We start from the raw sequence: 21,846 nt of genomic DNA, 5'->3' as shown, positions 1-21,846 counted from the left end.
CACCTCAATGTATTAAAATTATAAGAATTTGTGCAAGAGCTGGTCTGTTTCGAATAATGGTAGGCCTACTACGGCATGATAACTACCTTCAATACGTATTACAAAACGTCCTCCAATTCCCTGGATTCCATAACCACCAGCTTTATCACACGGCTCACCCGTTTGCCAATATTGTTCTATTTCTTCTTCTGACAATCGTTTAAACCAAACATCCGTGGTGACGACCACAGTATGTTGTTGTTCCCTGCTCACTATAGTCACGGCCGTCATTACTTGATGAGCTCGGTTAGATAGTGTCATAAGCATCTGTTTAGCATGCTCGAAATTGCTGGGTTTTTCCAATACCTTACTATCACACACCACAATAGTGTCTGAACCAATAACCACCGCTTCATTTTCTATCTGCAGGCCAGCCAATGCTTTATCTTTGGAAAGGCGCTCAACATATTGTCTCGGCGTTTCAAGTAACTTCTGCTGTTCTTCAACATCGGTTCGGATCACATCAAAGTGATAACCGAGTAGTGTTAGCAGTTCCTTACGCCGAGGAGAACCAGAGGCCAATAATAGTTTTTTTTCCACGATTACCTCACATGCCAGTGTCGTCTAACGCGGCGCATCAGCAAAAATAGCCATGGCCAAAGAACAGCATTGATAAGACCACTCCATAGCAACAGCGGGTTAAATGCCACTTCCTGAACCAGGTATTCGCCAGAAAAAATCAACACATCCAGCATCATGGAAAGCAAACCAATCAATATTGCTTGTTGCCAAAGCGCCATATTGCGTAGAACTAAGAAGTTAAGTGCAACTAGGTAAACCACGATTGACATCATCATGCCACGTATACCAAGCGTTGAACCGAGCAAAAGATCCCATAACAACCCTAGCATCAAAGCAGTACCAACATTGACTCGGTGCGGCAAAGCTAAAACCCAATAGCAAGTCACCAAAAACAGCCAAGAAGGACGCAACAGATCGAAAACACCTGGCCAAGGTATGGTCTGCAACGTTAAAGCAATTAAAAACGAAAAGGCAATCACCATCTTGCCTTTCAAAACACTATTCGCCACTAGCCTTTACCTCTTGCGTATTTTCCGGCAATACCTGTTGAATTTTGTGCTGTCTAGAATCATTGGGCCATATGAGGAGCAAATAACGTAGACGTTCAAAATCAACCACAGGTTCAGCTTCGATGGCAGCAAACTCTCTTGCAGTATCACGCATCACTTTGGCTACGTGCGCCACTGGATAACCTTCAGGGTACACACCGCCAAGGCCAGACGTGACCAGTAAATCACCTTCTTCAATATCGAGGCTGATGGGAATATGGTCTAGATTGATCCGGTCAATCGACCCATTACCAGAGGCGATAATACGAATGTCATTTCGAATGACCTGAACAGGAATAGCACTTTGACTATCAGTGAGAAGAAGAACTCGACTGTTATGCGCTGACACAAAAGTGACTTGCCCTACTATCCCTTTTTCATTGGCGACAGGCTGTCCCACATACACGCCATCTATCTGACCTTTGTCAATGACAACTTGTTGGCGATAGGGGGATGTATCCACTGCCATCACTTCCGTCACTACTTTACGTTCATCACGAACAAACGAAGATCCCAAGAGCTTACGCAAGCGTTGGTTTTCTTCCCGGTACTGATCAAGTAGCAACATATCATTTTTTAGACGCAGAATTTCACGTTTAAGTTTGTAATTGCTTTCCATAAAATCTTGACGGACATTAAATCGCTCATATGCATCGTCAAATATGACACGAGGGACATCTGCCAAATATTGAATGGGTGCAACCATGCTATTGAGAAGATAACGAATTTGAGCAAACGCACCTAAACGACTGTCAGCCAGCATAAGACTGGCTGACATAATGACCGCAAAAAACAACCGTAACTGAAGTGAAGGTCCTCTGCCAAAAATCGGCTTCATTGAGTATGAGTTCCTTGTATAGCCAAACAGGCCTTATTTTAATTCAGGCCGACTTGATTATTCTTCACTGAAAAGATCGCCGCCATGCATGTCGATCATTTCTAAAGCTTTACCACCACCACGCGCAACACACGTCAATGGATCTTCTGCGATAACGACTGGAATACCCGTTTCTTCAGTAAGAAGACGGTCAAGATCTTTCAACAAGGCACCGCCACCTGTCAGGACCATACCATTCTCTGATATGTCAGACGCAAGCTCTGGTGGGCATTGCTCAAGCGCAACCATGACTGCAGAGACGATTCCAGTTAAGGGCTCTTGTAGAGCTTCAAGGATTTCATTGGAGTTAAGGCTAAAGCTGCGTGGTACACCTTCTGCTAAATTGCGGCCACGTACTTCAATTTCTTCAACTTCATCACCTGGGTAGGCAGAACCAATCTCATGTTTAATTTTTTCTGCCGTTGCTTCACCGATCAAGCTGCCGTAATTACGTCGCACATAATTAATAATAGCTTCATCAAAGCGGTCACCACCGATACGAACAGACGATGAATAAACCACCCCATTGAGTGAGATTACCGCAACTTCTGTCGTACCACCGCCAATATCGACCACCATAGAGCCAGTTGGTTCTGATACGCGAAGGCCGGCACCAATCGCCGCCGCCATTGGCTCATCGATAAGATAGACTTCACGCGCTCCAGCACCGAGTGCTGACTCACGAATCGCTCTTCGCTCAACTTGAGTTGAACCGCAAGGAACACAGACAAGCACTCGTGGACTTGGCTTTAGCACACTGTTGTCATGAACTTGTTTAATAAAATGCTGAAGCATTTTTTCCGTTACGTAAAAATCTGCTATCACACCGTCTTTCATGGGACGAATGGCAGAAATATTACCCGGTGTACGGCCTAGCATTTGTTTCGCTCCATGACCCACAGCAGCAACACTTTTACCTGCTCTGTTACGGTCTTGACGGATAGCGACGACGGAAGGCTCGTCTAGAACAATACCTTGTCCTTTGACGTAAATAAGAGTGTTGGCAGTACCTAAATCGATAGATAGATCATTAGAAAATATGCCACGAAGTTTTTTGAACATATTCTTCGCTCGTCCTGAAAGAATTAGAAGATAGAAAATTGCACTAAATGTACCAATGCCTAGCGGTATCAGCAAGGTATTGAGCTATAAACATAGGAGGAAATCTGTAATTTCTAACAGATTCCTAACCAAAGTCGAAAAATCACGCAATGGATACGCCGTGTTTATCGATAGTGATGTTTTTTTGTTCAGCACAAAATTACCCTAGTTTTGCTCATTCCACCAGATCACCCGATCACTTCCACGGTAGATACCAAACTGGACCAGTCCAGAGACAGAATCATCAAAGCTACCATTATTGTCCGTATCCTCTCTAAGCCATGGCAATGCATTAGCATTTATATCAAAAGACGACGTAATACTGCCGGTATTTCCTGAGCCAGGTGCGCTGAATTCTAGCCAAGATTCTCCGCTGCTAGCCGTCGCTGACATAAGAGAAACATTAACCTCTGGTGGTGTCGCGCTGCCGCTGGTGACAAGGGTATAATCGCCCGAATTCAAAGAAAAGTTAGTGATGCTACCAAAGCTGCTGCAAGAATCATCCGTATTGGTGGTAAAATAATTTCCAGTGTAATATTGCAGCTCAAGTCGTTGTCTGAGCGCAGAGAGCTCTGAGCCATAAGTATCGTTGAGCAATAAACGCCCCCAACGAAGCGGCATTGAATTATCAATATTGGTAAAGTTAATGCCTAGACAATCCGCGTTTGAATCAGAATCCGCCGTTTTATAGCATACGCCATCGTCATCGGTAATATGGCTTGCCGTAAGTGTAAGTTGAAAATCAGCCGTAAATGGACTGATAGGTGCCGTGCCTTTCGCGTAGGTCATTGACTCATTTTGCAAGTGCACAATGGTATTATTGTTAATATCACTAAATCTCTCTACGCTTGCCCCTGCCGCATAGCTCATCGACAGGCCGCTACTGTCAGTATAAGTACGCCCACTCCAATTGTTGCTTTCATAACGCCAAAAATCACCAAATTCATAATTCTTAACCGCTGAACCATCCGTTGCTTTCGGATTGAGTGCTAAGCGAGGCTCTATCAAATATCCAAATGGCTGACCAATATAACTAAAGCTACCACATGCTGGACTCAACGTTGGAGATTGAACAACCGAAGCGGCAAAATAAGCGGGGATAAAACGCAAATACTTACTCTGTGCAGGTTCAATGGTTTTTGCGCTGCTGCCATGGTAGCTGGTAGGTGGTGTGATGATAAAATCAAACACCCCAACTTCAGACAATGATTGAACAATGGTATTGGTGCTATCAATGACTGGGGTATGATCATACGTCACCGTACTTAAGGTGCCTTGTTGAGAATCCGCGGTGCTTGGAGACACCAAATTATGAGCTATGGTCATTGCGCTGTGCTTGTAATTAGGCGTAGGCTGACTGAGTTGGTTTAATGCCGTTACTTCGAGATTAAAATTTGCTCCCGCCTTAGTAAACCAATTACAAGAGGCATCGACAGGCGTACATTCCACTTCAACGCCTGACGCATTTTTTGCCGTGACAGATAATGCATCAGGAAAACTAACAAAATTATCCGAACCCGTTAAAACAAGGCCAAGATCATCTCTTGTCCCATCATAGCGCGCATTTACACTGACTTGGCCGGCATCGTAATAATTGAGCTTGTAGCTAATTTGACCGTTAATATCAAAGCTAAGCGGGTACGTTCCCGCCTCTGCTTGATTATTGGCGATATCAGCCTGCGCGGTGGCGTTACCGAGTGATACTTTCGGGCTTCCTATCAGCTCACTGCTGTTGGGATCTACATATTCACTCCACAGCTGCACGTCTCGCGTCTGATTACTAAACAGGGCATCACACTTGGTATTGCTGTCGCCCTTTTTAACGGCACTGATGGTGATATCAACCAATTCAGCGGCGTATTTATCCGCCACATCAATCAAAAACCCGCTATCAGAAAATTCCAAATTACAGTTACTGGAACTAAATCCCCCTCCGTTGATTTGACATAAGTTGGTTGAGAATGGTCGAGCTGGCGGGTTAGAGCCTAGCACATCTAATGTTACCGAGCCTGGCTGGAACTTTCTGATATAAAAAGTTCCAGAGCCGCCGCTAAAAGTCTGTGTATTACCGCCTTCCCAACCACCGCCCCCTGGTACAGTTTCTGGCTTCAATGTGACACTGACATTGCCAGTAAACAGTTCACTGCAAGTGACATTTTGGCAAGCCTGAATCGTAACTTCCGATTTATTACACGTAATCCCTTGTCCTGAATGAGTAATTCGGAAATGATCGATTTGATCACCAATAGGTCGTGAACGCAGTGCGCAAACTTCAAAATTATCAATCTCGTGAATATTAGTCACACTCCCAGTAGAGCCCGTCACTGAAAGTAAAAAGTCAGCAGGCACAGCTTCTTGATTGTATTGACTATCTAAGACATTGATAGGGCCAACAATAGATTGCCAACTACCGTTACCTATCTTACGTGAAATTTCGACCTGTGATTGATTGGTCACTTGAGAATCAACCACAATTCGATATCGATGAACTGAACTTGAATTATTATTATCGACGGTGGGAGACAAACAATTACCATTGGCATTATTTTGACCATTATTACAAGCCCCCGCCAAATACCGATACCCTGTTTCATCGACACCCGATCCACGGATCGCAACAGACTGCCGTCTACGCCCAGGCGCATAACCTTGTCCGCCTTCTCTAGAGAAGTTACCATATTCATCAATCCCAACTCCAAGCCAACCACCTGCAAATCCCGGTTCGTTGGGCTTAAAGCCATAACCAAGTGGCCCTCCAAACGCCCCTGCTTTGGGCGTGACTAGGGCATCAGAGAGTACAATTGCTATTCCATCTGCGCCATTACCACCATAAGCAAAGTGATCAAACTCTATCTCGACTAAATTGTCCGCGGCAGGAAAAAGTCGTTGATAGGTCGAAGATGTCGCCTGATTTTGGATTGCTTGAGTAAACCTCAGTCTATTACTGATAATTTGAGGCTGAAAAGAACCTTTACTGGTTGATGTTACCCATAAATTGGATAATATCCCGCTGTTAAAGTCGTCACTGAAACACTCTGGTGATGGAGTAGAACCACTATCACACATATCCAGCAAATCAGCATTATTGATCGCATCAGGATCTATGATGACATCACTATTGCCTCTTATTGTGAGCGCACCGCCAGCACCAACAGCCCCCGTTATTTCAGCGTTACCGGCAATATTCACCGAACCCGCAACATAAATAATCCCATTGATTGTATTTCGCCCTGTAATAGAAAGATCACCAGCAACATAAATAAATAACTCTTCAGGTTGTCCATTGGGGTTGAGGGAAGCATTAATAAGTTGCAAACTATCAAAATAAAGGCGAGTGGTGACACCGTTAGTGGTCAACTCTGAACGATTGGAAAATCGTCCTTGAAAATAGCTGTAATCACCAGGCGTAAAGTTTGCGGGTATTGTATTTGCGCCTTCATAGCAAAGCGTGCTGCCCCCACTGACAAAACAGTCTAGGCTTGAGCTGGTCCCTGCAATCACATCTGGAGGCGGAATAATACCATCAGGGCTTTGGTTTCCCGTTGGTGGGTCGGTGAACACATCGGTACAGACAGGCGCTGCATACACAAAAACCGAGCAAAACAAACCAGCCCAGAAACAACTGATGTACGACAGCCATTTCATTGTTTTAGCCCTACTTTGATCACTCTTTGCAACTGCCAATCACCAAGATTGCAGAGGCCAATAGAGGTCAGCTGAAAAATATTTCGTCCGTCGTCAAGTTGGCCAACATCGAGGCAGCTCACCGTTGCAGAACATTGGTAAAAGCCATTTCCTTGCAAGGTCATGGTTTGGGTTGAAGAAGAATGGCAACTGCCTTCTGTGGTGGTTTGATAAAAACGGCTCAGTTCAACTTGAGCCGCTGATCGCGCCGCCATCTCAGCTCTGGTCCCTATTATCGATGCAATAAATTGATCGCTACTGCGCTCTTGGTTACGATTGGCAACAATGGCAACAAAACCGACTAAAACAACGATAATAAACACCACAAGTAGCAAACCACTGCCTGATTGTTTACGGCGTATTGTAGATAAGTGCATCATGATCAAACCTTATCTGTTCCCCTTTGTCCTCAAATACCAGTTCTATTTTCACCAAACCATTACGCTGCAACTGTGGCGGGCTAACCACAAAAGTGACATCATTGAGATTACCTGCTACTCGAACTCCAGTATTGAGGGACTCTGGTGCTAACGAGGCTCTTGTTAAAGGATAGCCGGAATAACGCAATAACTCATTACCGACCAGACAGAACGCGACAGGTTCACGGTAGAAATAAAGGCGATCGGCAGGACTAAGCGTTATGAAGCCGCTTGGCTGTGTTAAGCTCACATCCACCATGGATGTGGTGGCGCCACTGACGGAAAAATCAACCGCAGTAGCCACTTGTGCGGTTTGCCCCAGACTGACCACATCAGCCCTAAGTTCAGCGGCATCGGTAGGATAGACCACCACTCGTTCATTGGCTGGAATGCTTTTTTCAATCGGCAGTACTCGAATAGTCGACGCAGCAGACGAAGGAGAAGGAAGATCGATATAAATGGCGCTATTGGTAATGGGCAAGATTTCAATACAATCGTCGCTAACAATAACACTATTGGGTATTGCTTCACGGATTTCTCGCCTCAACCTTTCTGTGACAAACCGCCCTTGCTGAACAAGCGCCTCACGACTGGCTGAATCAGAGTAAAGCACCAAAGATTGGCGTATCACCTCACCAATAAATAAACCGACAATACCGAGCAAAGTAATCGAGATCACCATCTCAATCAGAGTAAACCCGCGCATCAGTAATTGCCCTTAATCGTCGCAAATGGGTAACGATTCCCCTGACGATCTGTCACAACCACCTCAATACGCTTATAGTGAGTCGCCGTTGAAGACACGGTTCCTTGCATCACACCATTGTTAAAGGCTTCATAGAAAACCTCAATCGCAACAGTATAACCTTGATAACCATCATCAAGATCAGAGCCTAGGACATCACGAGCACTGCCCGCCACACCATGAAAATCATCAACATCATTGTAAAGCGTGTTGTCACTTTCACCAGCTTCTTCTCCCAAACTCTCGGCTAAGGTACACGAATTACTCTGCCCAGTTAGCAACACGCATTCAGGCAAACCACCATTGGGGCCTGAATTTTGATCAAAATTTCGACCTAACACCTCATCCATGACCGCGCGCCCAAGCTCCGCCGCTTTTACCGCAGCAATATGCTCAGCACTTTGTTTTCCTTTAGGAAAAAGCGTGGTGGCAATACCACCTACCGCAATCGCCATAATGGTGATCACTATGATCATTTCAACCAGAGTAAAACCTCGCGTCTTAGCAACTTGATGCTTTGGCATAGATCCCTCCTTGTGAATTAATGCATACATATCGTGCTGGACCAGATTGGCCAACTATGGTCACAGTACATTCACTCAAAACACACTGTTCTGGACGGCCCAAACCATCAAAGTCAATCATGCTCACATTGCCATCCGCAGCAAGAGTCAGCTGTACATTAACCGCTTGGGCATTGACATAACTGCTATCACTAATATCAGCGGGAAAAGTATTACTACAAGCGTCATTCGCCACCTGTGGTGACACTTGCATGGCTTGGTTATTATCCATCATCCAACGTCCGCAAAAGCCAACACGATTCATAGAGCGAAGCTGAGTTAAGCGCAAAGAAGAGAGCACCTCTTGCTCGATAAGCTGTGCATCAAAGCTACTTTTGCCAAAAAAACGACTAGAGGCATATACAGAAATAATCCCAAGTAGGATAACAATGGTGATGAGTTCAACAAGCGTGAAGCCTTGACACTGTTTTATGGGCATATCAATCTATTATCGTTTATGTCTGCGTTTTAATTATAGGTGCCGAATATAAAAGCAGTGATTGGTCTAGTCTCAATGTTCGAAAAAATGCTGAAAAACGAACTAAGAAGAAAAAGGCCAGCAAAGCTGGCCTTAAAAATGGGTTAACAGCCGGACTCATCAACACTTGATGAGGCTGGTGCACTTGACGTGGCCTGAGTGTAGGTAACAGAACAAGTTGCTGACGGATTGCCGACAAACCCATAGCTAATTGACGTGTCGGCTACGCTGGCAGCCACTGCCCAATCGGTATCAAGTCCTGTGACGGCTGCGCCAATACCAGCAGCGTTCGCGGTAGGATAACCATAAATCGTACTGATCGTTGTTCCCCCAGCCGACACATCGGTTGCTGTAGAGGCCGTTTCTAGCCCTTCTACAGCCGCTTTACCATACACAATACCAGCAGCACCATCTATTGCCCCTTTCAAGCCCTGTAAGGATGCTCCTCGAGCATCACCTTGAAGACTGAGAAAACGAGGGGCTGCGGTCACCGCTAAGATCCCCAGAATGACAATCACTACAACGAGTTCAATAAGGGTGAAGCCACTTTGTCTTTTCATCATCTTATATTCCTTTTAACATTAATCCGCCACTTAGCTACTGTATGGTAACCACCACACGGCCAGTTTTAATCTCATAAACGAACTGATTGTCTACACCGCCTACATTTTGGATATAGGTGCAACGCTCATTGTTATCAGCTTGTGCAGAATATTTAACATTATTGCTGCTTGCGATGTTGTCTACCCTTTCAACATCAGGGGAGTTTTGTAATAGGTTTTCCATCAACTCAACGCAAATCTGATTGGTTAAGGTAGTCGGATAATTATCATCCGTTCTTATTGCCCAGGGATACCCATCACGATAACCAGTATCAACATTGCTGCTGTTTTTCGCCCTTGTGAGCCAAAACTCAACGCCGTCGTAGTTAACACTATTGTAGGTTTCTGTATTCACAGTTACCGAAGGGCGAGATTCGGCTTCCCACTGCGCGCGAGCAGACAGCACACCAGTGGCATACCCCCCAGCAACGCCTTCTACGCTGGCTTTTTTGGCTCGGTCGGTCACATCCAAAAACCGTGGCAGCGCTGCCACTGCGAGTAAACCGACAATCACAATCACCACCACAAGCTCAACTAAAGAGAAACCCGTATGCTTACTCTGTATCATTATCAACTCGCCATTCAGCGGCGCGCATTATACTTAACGCGCCATGCATAACCAACATAAATATTAACAATAACATTCTATCTATCTATGATATCTATACTGAACTTACCTTCTACCAGCTCAATTCTGATTCTCTTGCCTTGGGAAAAAATATAGTCACACCTGTAACTGTTTAATTCAGAGAAATTTTCTACACTTGACGGCGTTTCATCGATAACAACTCGCTCTGGATAAAGCACCAAAAACCATGAAAGGCAGAGGTCAAATTCGTCACCATTTTTAGGCTTCACCCATCCGTTGCTTGAAAAATTGACCGCGTGACCGTCAATCGTTAACTGCTCAGGTTGACCACTCAGCACCCATTGCTGCTTGTATAAATTGGCCCTATCAAGAATTCTCTTCGTCGCAACGGCAAAGGCAGTATCCTCGATATTTACTCTCAGCTTCTCTACAGATGATAGTAGACTTAGTAATAATGTGCATATAACCGCAAACCACAGCGCCATTTTGTAGTGGCCAAATATCGAGACCACCCTAGCCTTGGATGGCATCCAACATACCCCACATGGGTAAGAAAATGCCGAGCGCAAGGATGAGGACCATGGCAGCAACCACTACCAATAAGAGTGGCTCTATCCGCGCGGTGAGTGTTTTAAGATCGTAATCAACTTCACGATCATAAAAATCTGCCGCCTCAAGCAACAGTTCGTCAATCCGTCCGGTTTCTTCACCGACAGAAATCATCTGTAATACGAGAGGGGTAAAAATTTGAGTATTACTCGCTGTTGATGAAATGGTTCCTCCCGCTTCAATTGATGATTTCATTTCCAGCAAACGGTTTTCCAAATACTTGTTTTCTAGAGCTTCAGCAGAAAGTGCCAATGATTGATTAAGCGGAACTCCCGCTTTAAGCATCAGGGCAAAGGTACGCGAAAAACGAGACAATTGGGCTCGATTAACTAAATCACCAATGATTGGCATACGCAGACGAAACTTGTCCCACGCTTCCTGACCTTTTACCGTTCGCTGCCATGCTTTAAAGCCTATGAAAGCCCCCAGCAATACCGCTAAAAGCAGGCCCCAATAATTAACAAAGAAATCAGATGTCGCAATAATGATCCTTGTCGGTAAAGGTAAATCGACACCAAAACGCCCAAACATACTCGCGAATTGAGGAATCACCTTGACGTTGAGAACAAATAACGCGACAAGGATAAAACTAAGCACAAAAGTAGGATAACGCATTGCGGTTTTTATCCGCTTGCGGGTTTCCACTTCCTGTTCGTAGTAATTTGCCAGTTGCAATAGTGCTTGGTCTAAACGGCCTGTGTTCTCTCCAACGTTAATCAGTGAAACAAATAATGGGCTAAATACTTTAGAGTGCATCTGCATTGAAGCAGACAAGCCCCGGCCATTAGTCAGCTCATGCGCAACTTCCTCTAAAGCCTCTTTGAGCTGTTTGTTGGCGCTATTTTGGGTAAGCCCTTTCATAGAACGGAGAAGCGGTACACCTGCCTTAGTCAGACTGTATAGCTGACGACAAAATATCACGAGCACTTCTAACGGAATCGAGGGAGTCAATAAGGCTCTAAAATCAAAATGTAGAGCATGACCTCCACCACCAACCGTTATGGTGGTAGGAATCACCCCTTTATTAATCAAAGATTCAGCCGCGGCTTCTTCATTAGCAGCATCAATTTGCCCTGTTGCAGCAGAGCCATCGAGATTTCGTCCTTCATAGCGAAATACTGGCATTTGTTAACCTACAAATAAATAGCATCAACAGAACCTGACGCATCACCTTCACCAAGCGTCATCACTTCATCTAAACTCACCACGCCTTGTAAAGCGAGCTCCATAGCCGATGCCAAAAGAGGTTTGTAATTTTCAGCTTGCCGAGCAACAGACGCAAAACCCACTGCATCACCGGCTCTCAATTTATCCATCATATTTTGCTCAAGTTCGAGCATTTCAAACACACCTATCCTTCCTTGATAACCTGTAAGATTACAATTTTGGCAACCTCGGCCTCTAACAAAAGACGCTTGCTCTTGATTTGGAAAACGCTGTGCTAACCACTGCTTCTTGGCCTCTTCTAACTTATCTTCGGCTTTACAGTCTGGGCATACTTTACGTACTAAACGCTGCGCAACAACCGCTCGCACGGCACTAGCCACCAGATAGCCTGGCGCTCCCATGTCCATCATACGCAAAGCACTATCAACCGCATCGTTGGTATGTAGGGTACTTAATACCAAATGACCAGTTAATGCCGCTCTCAGCCCTATTTCAACCGTTTCTTGATCCCGCATCTCCCCTACCAGAATAATGTCGGGGTCTTGACGAAGAAAGCTGCGTAAGATAGTGGCAAAACCTAGGTCAATTTTGGGATTGACCTGAACCTGATTCACTCGCGATAAGCGATATTCAACAGGGTCTTCAACGGTAATGATTTTTTTACTTGGCTGATTGAGCTCAGTAATCGCTCCATAGAGTGTGGTCGTTTTACCAGAACCTGTGGGGCCTGTAACCAAGATCATGCCATGTGGCCGTTTTAGTTGACGTCTTAGTCTTACCAGTAGGTGTTCAGGAAGGCCCGACTCTTCCAGTTTACGCACTCCCGCCGACTGATTCAGCAAGCGCATCACCACAGATTCTCCGTGCTGCACTGGCATAGTCGACATACGTATGTCCACCGATTGCCCCTTCGCACGAATATTAAAGCGCCCATCCTGAGGCAAACGCTTTTCAGAAATATCCAGATTGGCCATTAATTTAAGCCTTAGTACTAACGCAGGCGCGACATTCACTTCATTTAATAATGTTTCATGTAACACACCATCAATACGTTGGCGCAGACGCAGCACATCGGCATCAGGTTCAATATGAATGTCAGAGGCGCCAACTTGAATCGCATCTTCAAACAATGAATTGATGAGTTTCACCACCGTGACTTCGTCGCTGTCTTCATCCTCAATATTGAAATCAAATGAATCTGTAACCTGATGTTCAGCTTGCAATTGTTCAGCAAAGGAGGCGATTTCCTTAGTTCGGCGGTAATAGCGGTCAAAGCCATCAACCAATTGTTTCTCAGGGGTGATAACAAATTCTATCTTGTATTGTGATAACTGATCGAGCAACGCCTCCTGAGCTGTCAAGTCTGCTGGGTCACTCATGGCCACTCTAAGAGTATTGTCTTGACGGCCAATCACCATAGCCCGCAATCGGCGGGCATGCACCTCAGGTAAAATTTGTACCGCATCAACATCTACGTGCGCTCTTGCCAAATCAATAAGAGGAACATCAAGCTGCTGTGATAAGAAGTTCAGCATCTCACTTTCCGTCAAAAAGCCCAGCTCAATTAACGTTGCTCCCAACTTTCTTCCTGAGCTTTTTTGCGCAGCCAACGCGTCTTCTACCTGAGATTCGGTAATTATCCCTTCTTCAACCAGCAAGTCCCCGAGGCGTTTTCTAAGTTTAATCTGCACTTTTATGGTCCTCCAAGTGACGGATCAAAGCTAAGCGATCACGAATAAACTGCTGAGATTGACTTGATAAACCAAGTTTCGTTAAAGCTTGTTGATAAGCCTCTTCTGCACTAGACAAATCCAGGGCTCTCTCTTGTTGAATGCCCAAACCAAGCCACCAACGTCCTGAATCGGGTTCTAACGAAACCAAGCTCTGATAACTATTGAGTGCAATTTCATCATGATTGGCTTTTTGTGCGAGTGCCGCTCTTAATGAGATATAATCGACCGATGCTTGCTGCGGCACATACACAAGAGCCGTTAACGCTGCGTCGTTTTGTTTTTCTTTAATCAGTAACTTGGCAAGGGCTAACCTGAGTACAGAGGACTCTTTATCAATCTGGATACCTTTATTCAGTATCTCTACTGCCTTCCTAACATCTCCTTTTCCATAGTAGAGTGCCGATAATTTTTTGCGCACTTCAATATTGTTGGGTTCATAGCGAAGAGCCTGTTGGTATTCATCTAAAGCTTGGTCAATATTATTATTTTCCAACGCTTTATTCGCTCTGTGTTGGGCCTTTTCAGACAGCTGTGATGGCGATAATTCAACTTGCTGAATCACCATTTCCCCTTTCTGAGAACCATTGAGATTACTATATTTCACACTTTTCTGAGGTTGGATTTTGCTCGGCTGCAGAGCTGATGAAGGCGTTTTTGTTTCCTTTCCAAGCGCAATACTGTCTTGTTTTTTTTGAACACTCCCTGCAGATTGTGCGACATAAATAGTGTCTGCACTCACTGAAGATTTTGCTGTCGGAGATAGAGTTTCAATGGGTAATGGCGTTTTCACTTTGGGTGTCGAACTTTGCTGAGTTGCTAACGGAGATTGAACAGATAAGGTCCATCCTCCCACAGCGAGACTTAACGCAAAGCTGCCCATCACCCAAGGGAAGACTCTACGCTGTTTAATTGGCTTAACATGCGCCTTCACGACCGATTCAGGTTGTTGATGCGAACGACTTTTCGCCAACTCAGAAAGAGCATTATTAATCGCACTCATGATAGACTCCAGCCCCATATCAGTGGGCTTTTAAATTTTGGTTTACAGCTGTCATAGGTATCATGGATGGCACTGAAGAGATGCCTATTATTTACCCATTCATTCCCTTGACTGCATGCAAGCACTAAACACTTGTGGCAAATTTGGTTTATAAGCCTAGGTATTCCTCGACTGGCTTTCCAAATTGCTTTCTTATGCCCTAACGTGAATAACTCTTTGTCAGCCCCCGATTTCTCTAACCGATTATCAATATAAGCTACCACCTCTGAGAGCGTTAGCCTTCTTAGTTGGGCACTAAAGGTAATTCTCTGTCTAAACTGGCGCAAATGATGCTGCTCCAAGCGTCTGTCTAATTCTGGCTGACCAAGCAATACTATCTGTAATAATTTAAAGTGTTCGGTTTCCAAATTACCAAGTAAACGTAATACTTCTAGCGCTTCATCACTAAGAGCCTGAGCTTCATCAACAAATAAAACCACCTGTGCACCTAAGCGAGCTAACTCTATAAGTTTAGCTTGAATGTCACCAACGAGCGTAGTGGCATCAGAAGATGTCACCTCGAGTTCAGTAGCAATAGCTCGACGCAACTCATCACCATTCAGAGCAGGGTTGGGCAAATATACCAATTGCACTTCTTGCGCTAATTGATTAACCAGTATCCGGCATACCATAGTTTTGCCAGTTCCTACTTCCCCTGTGACTTTAATTAACCCTTCGCCCATCCGAATTGCAGAATGAACGGTTTGAATGGCCTCATAGTGAGGCTCCAAACCTAAGAATAATTCTGTATTTGGGGTAAGGTGGAAGGGAAATTGAGTCAAACCAAAGTGTTCAAGATACATAGGCAGCTATTGCTCATCGGGAAACCACTCTTCGAGTAAATCTCTTGAACGCTCTAATTCCTTTTGCCAAGTATTCACACCAACTATGGTCGGCTTAAGTAGAATTACAAGTTCTGTTTTCTGAGTGTATTCCCTTGTATTACGGAACAAGTAACCAAGGCCGGGAATATCCCCAAGAAAAGGAACTTTTGAGGTTTGTTCAAGAGTATTGGACTTCATCAAACCACCTATAATAACCACATCTCCATCTCGGGCTCGAATCACAGAGTCTGATTCTCTAATTGAGCTTGTTGCAACAGGTAAGGTGACCTTGTCGGTACCATTAGTTATATCTTTCGTTTCTTCCTTAACATCAATCACAGCAGGATGAACATGAAGCAGTACGCTGCCATCATTATCTATCTGTGGTGTCACATCTAAAGAAATACCGGAGAAAAATGGCGTAAGTTCGATATCGGTTGTTGTGTTTGAAGCGGTTGTGCCACTGCTGGTATTACTAGAAAAGTCGGTGACATAATAACTGTCATTACCTACTTTAATCACTGCCTTTTGATTGTTCGACGCAGTCACCCTTGGACTCGAAAGAACATTAAGATCACCTTGTGTGGCCATAAAACTAATGGCGGCATCAAAGCTACCGCTAGATATCACTAGATTACCAGGACCACCTAATAAGGCGCCAATCGCGTCTGACCCTGGCAGATCGGGAACTGGCGTCGTCGGACTACCTTGACCAAAGGTGTAGTTAGTCCCATTTGATGTAAACGCTTTTGACCAATCAATACCCTGTTGATAACCATCACTTAACGTGACTTCCAAAATTTTTGCTTCTAGAATCACCTGCCGATGCAGCCTGTGCTGTGACATGCCGATAAAATCTTGCACTTCACGGATTTGGTCAGGAAAAGCGCGAACCGTAATAATACCGGCTTGCGGCGTAATCACCACACTTTGACCTTCACCTGAGCCAATCATCTGGCTTACCGCCTGCTCTAGCTGTGGCCAAAAATCACTTTCACTCGTTGTTTCAATTTCGGTTCCCCCTTTAGCAGATGTGCTGGTAGAAGAACTAGTTGTGGAGGTATCAGAGCTACTGGAAGATGAACTCGATGAGTCGCTATTGGTGATCGTCCCAGTAGTAATAAACGTATTTGAACGCCCACTTCGTTTGAACTGCAAATAATCAACGGGAATGGTCACCGTTCTAAGCCCGGCAGGGTATATCTGGATTACCTTGCCACTTTTCTCAACCTGATAACCATAGAGATCACGAATTACGGATAAAACTTCCTCTAAAGATACGTCGAGCAAGTTGACGGTAATTGCGCCAGACACGTCAGGATGTAAGGCCACACTATATTCTGTACCTTTAACCAAGCTGGTAAAAAAGGCTTTTGCTTCAACCTCATTTGCTTGGATTCTAAAACGCTTAACTGATTTAGATTCCGTTAACCCAGCATGATCAAGCTCAGGCATTAAATCTGCTTCGACAGAGGGCGGCAGCTGCCCCAAATCACCTATCGCCCCATTGAGCTCACCCTTTATTTCAACGGGATCACGATGTCCCATTGAGCAACCAGCTAGTAACGCAACAACAACCGCTATAACGAGTTTACGCATACAATCAAAATTACCTTAATGTTTTATATCTTGGGTAAAAAGCTCGAGTTTCCATTGTTTTCCTCCACGGGAAAGTGTCACATACTGAGGTTCAAGCTGACTGACTTTAAAGCCATTCACTATTTCGCCTACATTAACCACCTGATCATTCAATACAGCTTGGCACTGATTCTGACCTAAACAAACGATACTTTTCAGCTTGGGCAATGGTTGCTGAGCCTTTTTATTACTGGCTTCTATTGCATCCGGCTTTTTCCAACCCAGTGGTGCTGTGGGGTCTTGGGATGTTTGCCCCCAAAATGAACACACAGCTAATGCCATACACAACATTCTAACCACCAATAAACTCCAGCCTTGTTCCCAAGGTATAAACCTGCAAAACAACTCGCGCATTGGGATAACTATCCACAGTGTAGTGAAAGCTGCTCCAGTAGTAGTTAACAGGCATGGATTCCAACGTATTCAAATAATTTAGTATTGAAAAATAGCTGCCCGTTAGCTCTATCTTTACAGGATGCACGAAATACCCTGTTTGGTTTTGGTTGTCAACCGCCATTATCGGCTCTGGTGTTAAAGACTCTAACAATACCAGTCGTAACCCTTGAGTTTTAGTCAGCACCTCTTCAAGTAACTGAGCCATCTCACTCGGTGAAATAAATTGCTCCATCATTAACGCTAACTGTTCAGACAATCTTTGGCTTTCCGTTAGCAAATTCTTAAATTCTTTATTTAAATTTTCATCCGGGTCTTTTTTTAGCTTAGCAGTAACTACCAATATATCTGCTTCTAAGCGTTGAAGATTTTGCGAAGTCAGCATTACTTGATGCTCAAGATCCTGATTCGATTTGATTAAAGGCTCAACAACCCATGCGGACATAGTCAGCGTAATAACCACCAAACCACATATCATCAAAAGAAGCTTTTCTCGTTGATTCAAAGAGTTAAATTTCTTCTCCAACGGCTGCCATATGGGATTCATTACTTTTGCTCCTGCTGAGTATTCAGCTCGAATGTAACGATACCTTGGTCATTTCGTCCTATGCGTAACTTTTCAAATGTACGTCCCACTAAATTGACCTCATATTTAAACTGGCTAACCCAATTAGGTATAGCTTGAGGAGCGTGCGCTAACCCTTGTAAGTTCATGCTGTTGGCATCAATAAAAATATGATTAAGAGAAATATCCTGCCTGCCTAACGTGGCTAACGCTTTCATAACCCCCGAATAACCGAGTTGTTGAGATTCATCAAACTTCGCCACAGCCTTTAATGAAGCACGCTTAGCCTGAATATCCTCTTTAAGTCTTTCAACTGCTGCGATCTTAGCTGCCGAAGGTTTGTGATTAGCAAGACGTTTATTTAAGTCAGATAACTTTTGCTCAGATTGTTGCTGCTTTTCAATGAAGTGCTTGAGATCATTGTCTAAGTAACTATGTTGAACATAGAGGTAAGCAATGATTGTCACCAACAAGCCAGCCACTATCGACCAACAAATGGCGATATTTTTTAGAGTGACATACTCTTTCTTGGGTTTGAGTGAATCTGGATAGAGGTTAATCGCGGTTTGACCCAACTGAGATGCAAATTCTACCAGCACCTCTCCAGACTCACGTTGGTCCTCAGTTAAGCCAGTAACGCTAACATTCAGACGCTCATTTAGCGCTTCAATCAATTCTTGCTGTACTTCTTCATCACAACAGACTTTCATCTTGTGAAGAGAGGTACCTCGAAGTTGTGATGACAAATAATCAATCGAGCGCTGCAATTCCAGAGCAATACCATCGAGCTGTAGCACACTGGTTGCCACACCTGTGAGCGGTGAAGCTATCCCTCGCATCGTCCTTTGGAAAGCACAATGATGTTCAACAAAGGCACTCACTCGAAAGCTGCGTTGTTTACTGCGCTGTAAGAGTAAAAAGCTATTTAGGTCGGGAACGGATACCCCCCAAACTTCATCTTCAACCAGGACTCGGCCAAGCTCAATACCCAATGCAAGCAACATTTTCTGTAACTCAATAACAAGACTTTTTGTCACAACATAAACTTGCAGCTTGTTTCCTGCTGGCAACTGAGTGGAATCAGCTAAGATGTCTGTTACTTTTTCGTTGATCAGATCTTTGAGCAAAAAAGGAAGTGCACCTCTTAATTCAGCAGAGGGAATATTCGGTTTATCAATTTGGTAAGTCTGATAAAGCTTTGAGTTTAGGACCACATCAAGTCTTAAATTGGAAGTTTCAATCCCATCAAGCGTGTGACGCAAAGTCTCTTGCCAAGCATTTCCCTCTACAGAGACCTTAGATAAAATATCAACACCGGATAATGGAGAAAAAAACAATTCCCCCGGCTGAACGACGACTGTCAGGGTATTGCGAACCTGATTGTTGCGTTTAAACTTTCCAACTAAAGATTGAATTTTCATTTACTACTAACTTTTCGCCACCGATTGCGTCGCCCTATTTTGACTTGACTGGTCACTGCTACTTTCTGTTCTGGTTCTACTTTGGGTAATAGCTGCTGCTCAGGTTGGAAATAGCGCCCCTGAACACCTTGGACACCCAAACGTATCATTGTTTTATATTCTTGTTTGTTGTCTATCCCGACCGCGATAACTTGTGTTTTTAGTCCTTCGCATGCTCCGAGTAGGCTTCGAACAAAAAGTTGGTTTTCATCACGTTGATCAATTTGTTTTACTAAGCTTCTATGCAATTTTAGAAAATCCACAGGAAGATCTTTAAGATAGTGAGTGCTCACTATCGAACGACCTGCTTGCCCGACAGCAACTCTACATCCCAGCCCTGCAATCATTTTTATCACTGGTCTCATATAATCTAAATGTTTCACTAGCCTTGCTTCAGTAAATTCAAACACTAACTGTTTTCTTTGCTCTGAAGTCAATTGTAGTAGTTCATACTGAAACCATTTTAGATAACCTCTATCTGAAAACGGAATTACATGAATATTAATAGCGTAACACATTCTTGTTGGTGATACTTTTAGAAATTTAATAACAGCAGAGAATACTTCACGATCCAGAAGCGCCTCATAGCCAACAGATTCAATGGCAGAATTAAAGCGGGACGCCTTAATTAACCCCTGAGCAGGGTCTTTGATTCGAACAAAAAGCTCATGATGATCAAGCTCCCTTTCCTTGTGGACATCAAGGACAAAGCAGGGCTGGTAATAGATTACCAGCTTATCAGCTTGAATAGCCAAATCGAACAAGGTTCGCCAACGCACATTGCCTCGATCTTCATCTTGATATTGATGTTTCTTAAATCTATTCCAAGTATTGACTCTTTGCAGCTGCGCACTTTTTAGCGCCGTTTCTGCTTCATCTAAAATTCGTTCCTGAGCCTCTCCTTCTCGGTACATAGTAATACCTATGTGTACCCAATTATCCTGTTCAAGCGGCGCAGGAGGCTCCAATTTAGTCAGTTGATTCAGGCTACTTGAAGCTATTTTAAATACGTCTTTGCTACTCAGATGAGGGGCGAAAATAGCAAAGTCAGACTCATAATATCGAGATAAAATCACGTCGGGATAGCGTTGAATTATGTTATTTAGACTCTCTCCTATACTGATAACAAAATCATCAGCAGCATATTTACCTGACTCTTCGCACAACTGCTCCCAATCGTCGATACGAAGCAGCAATACCCCGCCATGAGAACCATGTTCCGATAAAGCGGATTCTAATTTGCTGTCGAATAAGACCCGATTAGCCGTCCCAGTTAACTGATCCAAAAAGGTTTGAGTACGGATAAAAGTATCAAAACGACTTCGCTCTTGACGAGCATCTTGTAACTCTTCAATCAACACATCTAACGCTTCACTTGCGGTATAAGGCCATTCTCTAACATCACCTTTAGCATGTTCTTCAACACGACCCGCAAGAATCATTCTTCCCCGTTCTTCAAGTAGTTCTGAGCCCTCTAATTGTTCCTTTAACCATTTCACCCCACGAATGAGACAAAATATAATCAAAGCCACAGCGAGAGTGATTGACCACAATGCTTCAATAGAATACCCATAACCAATATAAGGGGGGACGGCCCTAAAATGGAGGCGATAGTCTGAGTTACGCTCCAATTTATATTCCGTATCGTAGAGCAGAACTTTATCCACCGTCGAAGATGTATCTGTATAGCGATAGATAACACCATTATCTGATAATAGCTCCATCTCAATAATATTTGAGGCTCGTAACATTTTAGGCATCCAGCGCTGCAGAGAATCTGCAGCATCTGGGTCTTCCATTTCTTTATCTAAGACCTCAACAATGCCTTGTAATGAATGATCGAGATACTCCTGACCTAAGCGTTTAAATGAAAGGAGCCCACCTAAAAACAGGATAAACATAGCACTAATAACAATAAGAGTGACGAAAGCAACCAAACGAGTGCTTAGTTTTAAGGTAGGTGTATACCTCATAGATACGAATTCCTTTTCATGGAAAATAACTGCCCAACGCTTCGATAACGCTAGAACTAGCTTATGAAAGCGACTCACTGATAAGTTTATTTTTTTACTATATAAAAAGGCCGCGAAATTCGCGGCTTTTTTCAGGATTCAGTAGCTTAGAATGGTTAACTAAGACAAACAAAACCAAGACAGGGTCAGTACAGTTAAAAACATCTTATTAATCATAACTATAGATCCACTGACCCCGTTTCAAAAATCAACCTTTCACGAGTCAAACGTGTAAAAAT

At 43.9% G+C, this 21,846-nt stretch carries 21 protein-coding genes; all 21 read right to left on the bottom strand.

The window, feature by feature from the left end; genetic code table 11:
- Positions 1 to 18: 18 nt before the first annotated feature.
- Positions 19 to 579, bottom strand: a complete 561-nt coding sequence (locus QQK21_RS04680) for a Maf family protein (RefSeq protein ID WP_284191037.1) — start codon at positions 577 to 579, stop codon at positions 19 to 21.
- Positions 580 to 581: 2 nt separating this feature from the next.
- Entirely contained in the window at positions 582 to 1,070 is a 489-nt protein-coding gene (gene mreD, locus QQK21_RS04675; RefSeq protein WP_284191036.1) for a rod shape-determining protein MreD, read from the bottom strand.
- Complete coding sequence (mreC, locus tag QQK21_RS04670) at positions 1,060 to 1,947, bottom strand: rod shape-determining protein MreC (protein WP_284191035.1); 888 nt, start codon at positions 1,945 to 1,947, stop codon at positions 1,060 to 1,062. The genes mreD and mreC overlap by 11 nt, the downstream gene beginning before the upstream one ends.
- Before the next feature lie 57 nt (positions 1,948 to 2,004).
- Complete coding sequence (locus tag QQK21_RS04665; protein ID WP_114787462.1) at positions 2,005 to 3,048, bottom strand: rod shape-determining protein; 1,044 nt, start codon at positions 3,046 to 3,048, stop codon at positions 2,005 to 2,007.
- Between the two features lie 204 nt (positions 3,049 to 3,252).
- The gene (locus QQK21_RS04660) at positions 3,253 to 6,732 is read right to left on the bottom strand and encodes a DUF8470 domain-containing protein (protein ID WP_284191034.1); all 3,480 of its coding nucleotides are present in this window, start codon (positions 6,730 to 6,732) and stop codon (positions 3,253 to 3,255) included.
- Positions 6,729 to 7,151 carry an MSHA biogenesis protein MshP gene (locus tag QQK21_RS04655; protein ID WP_284191033.1) on the bottom strand — a complete coding sequence of 141 codons (423 nt, stop codon included), beginning with the start codon at positions 7,149 to 7,151 and terminating at the stop codon, positions 6,729 to 6,731. Before QQK21_RS04655 ends, QQK21_RS04660 begins: the two co-directional genes overlap by 4 nt.
- Positions 7,123 to 7,899, bottom strand: a complete 777-nt coding sequence (locus tag QQK21_RS04650; RefSeq protein WP_284191070.1) for a PilW family protein — start codon at positions 7,897 to 7,899, stop codon at positions 7,123 to 7,125. Before QQK21_RS04650 ends, QQK21_RS04655 begins: the two co-directional genes overlap by 29 nt.
- Complete coding sequence (locus QQK21_RS04645) at positions 7,896 to 8,459, bottom strand: prepilin-type N-terminal cleavage/methylation domain-containing protein (RefSeq protein ID WP_284191032.1); 564 nt, start codon at positions 8,457 to 8,459, stop codon at positions 7,896 to 7,898. The genes QQK21_RS04650 and QQK21_RS04645 overlap by 4 nt, the downstream gene beginning before the upstream one ends.
- Positions 8,437 to 8,937 carry a pilus assembly FimT family protein gene (locus tag QQK21_RS04640; protein WP_284191031.1) on the bottom strand — a complete coding sequence of 167 codons (501 nt, stop codon included), beginning with the start codon at positions 8,935 to 8,937 and terminating at the stop codon, positions 8,437 to 8,439. The genes QQK21_RS04645 and QQK21_RS04640 overlap by 23 nt, the downstream gene beginning before the upstream one ends.
- Positions 8,938 to 9,080: 143 nt before the next feature.
- The gene (locus QQK21_RS04635; RefSeq protein ID WP_284191069.1) at positions 9,081 to 9,536 is read right to left on the bottom strand and encodes a type II secretion system protein; all 456 of its coding nucleotides are present in this window, start codon (positions 9,534 to 9,536) and stop codon (positions 9,081 to 9,083) included.
- Positions 9,537 to 9,573: 37 nt separating this feature from the next.
- Positions 9,574 to 10,143, bottom strand: coding sequence for a prepilin-type N-terminal cleavage/methylation domain-containing protein (locus QQK21_RS04630; RefSeq protein WP_431313100.1), 570 nt, complete (start codon positions 10,141 to 10,143; stop codon positions 9,574 to 9,576).
- An 80-nt stretch (positions 10,144 to 10,223) separates the two neighbouring features.
- Entirely contained in the window at positions 10,224 to 10,697 is a 474-nt protein-coding gene (locus QQK21_RS04625; RefSeq protein WP_284191029.1) for an MSHA biogenesis protein MshF, read from the bottom strand.
- On the bottom strand, positions 10,681 to 11,901 hold the full coding sequence (locus tag QQK21_RS04620) for a type II secretion system F family protein (protein ID WP_284191028.1): 1,221 nt from the start codon (positions 11,899 to 11,901) through the stop codon (positions 10,681 to 10,683). Before QQK21_RS04620 ends, QQK21_RS04625 begins: the two co-directional genes overlap by 17 nt.
- A gap of 8 nt (positions 11,902 to 11,909) precedes the next feature.
- Positions 11,910 to 13,634, bottom strand: a complete 1,725-nt coding sequence (mshE, locus tag QQK21_RS04615; RefSeq protein WP_284191027.1) for an MSHA fimbrial ATPase MshE — start codon at positions 13,632 to 13,634, stop codon at positions 11,910 to 11,912.
- Positions 13,624 to 14,676, bottom strand: coding sequence for a tetratricopeptide repeat protein (locus QQK21_RS04610; RefSeq protein WP_284191026.1), 1,053 nt, complete (start codon positions 14,674 to 14,676; stop codon positions 13,624 to 13,626). Before QQK21_RS04610 ends, mshE begins: the two co-directional genes overlap by 11 nt.
- Complete coding sequence (locus QQK21_RS04605) at positions 14,673 to 15,518, bottom strand: ExeA family protein (RefSeq protein WP_284191025.1); 846 nt, start codon at positions 15,516 to 15,518, stop codon at positions 14,673 to 14,675. Before QQK21_RS04605 ends, QQK21_RS04610 begins: the two co-directional genes overlap by 4 nt.
- Before the next feature lie 6 nt (positions 15,519 to 15,524).
- Positions 15,525 to 17,138, bottom strand: a complete 1,614-nt coding sequence (gene mshL, locus QQK21_RS04600; RefSeq protein ID WP_284191024.1) for a pilus (MSHA type) biogenesis protein MshL — start codon at positions 17,136 to 17,138, stop codon at positions 15,525 to 15,527.
- A 15-nt stretch (positions 17,139 to 17,153) separates the two neighbouring features.
- Positions 17,154 to 17,459, bottom strand: a complete 306-nt coding sequence (locus QQK21_RS04595) for an MSHA biogenesis protein MshK (protein WP_284191023.1) — start codon at positions 17,457 to 17,459, stop codon at positions 17,154 to 17,156.
- Positions 17,460 to 17,469: 10 nt separating this feature from the next.
- Positions 17,470 to 18,117 carry a type IV pilus inner membrane component PilO gene (locus QQK21_RS04590; protein ID WP_284191022.1) on the bottom strand — a complete coding sequence of 216 codons (648 nt, stop codon included), beginning with the start codon at positions 18,115 to 18,117 and terminating at the stop codon, positions 17,470 to 17,472.
- Positions 18,117 to 19,556, bottom strand: coding sequence for an MSHA biogenesis protein MshI (locus QQK21_RS04585; RefSeq protein ID WP_284191021.1), 1,440 nt, complete (start codon positions 19,554 to 19,556; stop codon positions 18,117 to 18,119). Before QQK21_RS04585 ends, QQK21_RS04590 begins: the two co-directional genes overlap by 1 nt.
- Positions 19,553 to 21,568 carry an RNase E specificity factor CsrD gene (gene csrD, locus QQK21_RS04580; RefSeq protein WP_284191020.1) on the bottom strand — a complete coding sequence of 672 codons (2,016 nt, stop codon included), beginning with the start codon at positions 21,566 to 21,568 and terminating at the stop codon, positions 19,553 to 19,555. Before csrD ends, QQK21_RS04585 begins: the two co-directional genes overlap by 4 nt.
- Between the last annotated feature and the right edge of the window lie 278 nt (positions 21,569 to 21,846).

It is taken from the genome of Vibrio zhanjiangensis, from assembly GCF_030161235.1.
Classification (GTDB): Bacteria; Pseudomonadota; Gammaproteobacteria; order Enterobacterales; family Vibrionaceae; genus Vibrio; species Vibrio zhanjiangensis.
The sequence above is the reverse complement of the archived record's forward strand: the minus strand, read 5'-3'. Positions and strand labels throughout refer to the sequence as shown.

Bases quoted from the DNA above. Each gene is read 5' to 3' on its own strand.
- mreC (WP_284191035.1), bottom strand. From the start codon at position 1,947: ATGAAGCCGATTTTTGGCAGAGGACCTTCACTTCAGTTACGGTTGTTT.
- QQK21_RS04665 (WP_114787462.1), bottom strand. From the start codon at position 3,048: ATGTTCAAAAAACTTCGTGGCATATTTTCTAATGATCTATCTATCGAT.
- QQK21_RS04660 (WP_284191034.1), bottom strand. From the start codon at position 6,732: ATGAAATGGCTGTCGTACATCAGTTGTTTCTGGGCTGGTTTGTTTTGC.
- QQK21_RS04655 (WP_284191033.1), bottom strand. From the start codon at position 7,151: ATGATGCACTTATCTACAATACGCCGTAAACAATCAGGCAGTGGTTTG.
- QQK21_RS04645 (WP_284191032.1), bottom strand. From the start codon at position 8,459: ATGCCAAAGCATCAAGTTGCTAAGACGCGAGGTTTTACTCTGGTTGAA.
- QQK21_RS04640 (WP_284191031.1), bottom strand. From the start codon at position 8,937: ATGCCCATAAAACAGTGTCAAGGCTTCACGCTTGTTGAACTCATCACC.
- QQK21_RS04635 (WP_284191069.1), bottom strand. From the start codon at position 9,536: ATGAAAAGACAAAGTGGCTTCACCCTTATTGAACTCGTTGTAGTGATT.
- QQK21_RS04625 (WP_284191029.1), bottom strand. From the start codon at position 10,697: ATGCCATCCAAGGCTAGGGTGGTCTCGATATTTGGCCACTACAAAATG.
- QQK21_RS04620 (WP_284191028.1), bottom strand. From the start codon at position 11,901: ATGCCAGTATTTCGCTATGAAGGACGAAATCTCGATGGCTCTGCTGCA.
- QQK21_RS04610 (WP_284191026.1), bottom strand. From the start codon at position 14,676: ATGAGTGCGATTAATAATGCTCTTTCTGAGTTGGCGAAAAGTCGTTCG.
- QQK21_RS04605 (WP_284191025.1), bottom strand. From the start codon at position 15,518: ATGTATCTTGAACACTTTGGTTTGACTCAATTTCCCTTCCACCTTACC.
- mshL (WP_284191024.1), bottom strand. From the start codon at position 17,138: ATGCGTAAACTCGTTATAGCGGTTGTTGTTGCGTTACTAGCTGGTTGC.
- QQK21_RS04595 (WP_284191023.1), bottom strand. From the start codon at position 17,459: ATGGCATTAGCTGTGTGTTCATTTTGGGGGCAAACATCCCAAGACCCC.
- QQK21_RS04590 (WP_284191022.1), bottom strand. From the start codon at position 18,117: ATGAATCCCATATGGCAGCCGTTGGAGAAGAAATTTAACTCTTTGAAT.
- QQK21_RS04585 (WP_284191021.1), bottom strand. From the start codon at position 19,556: ATGAAAATTCAATCTTTAGTTGGAAAGTTTAAACGCAACAATCAGGTT.
- csrD (WP_284191020.1), bottom strand. From the start codon at position 21,568: ATGAGGTATACACCTACCTTAAAACTAAGCACTCGTTTGGTTGCTTTC.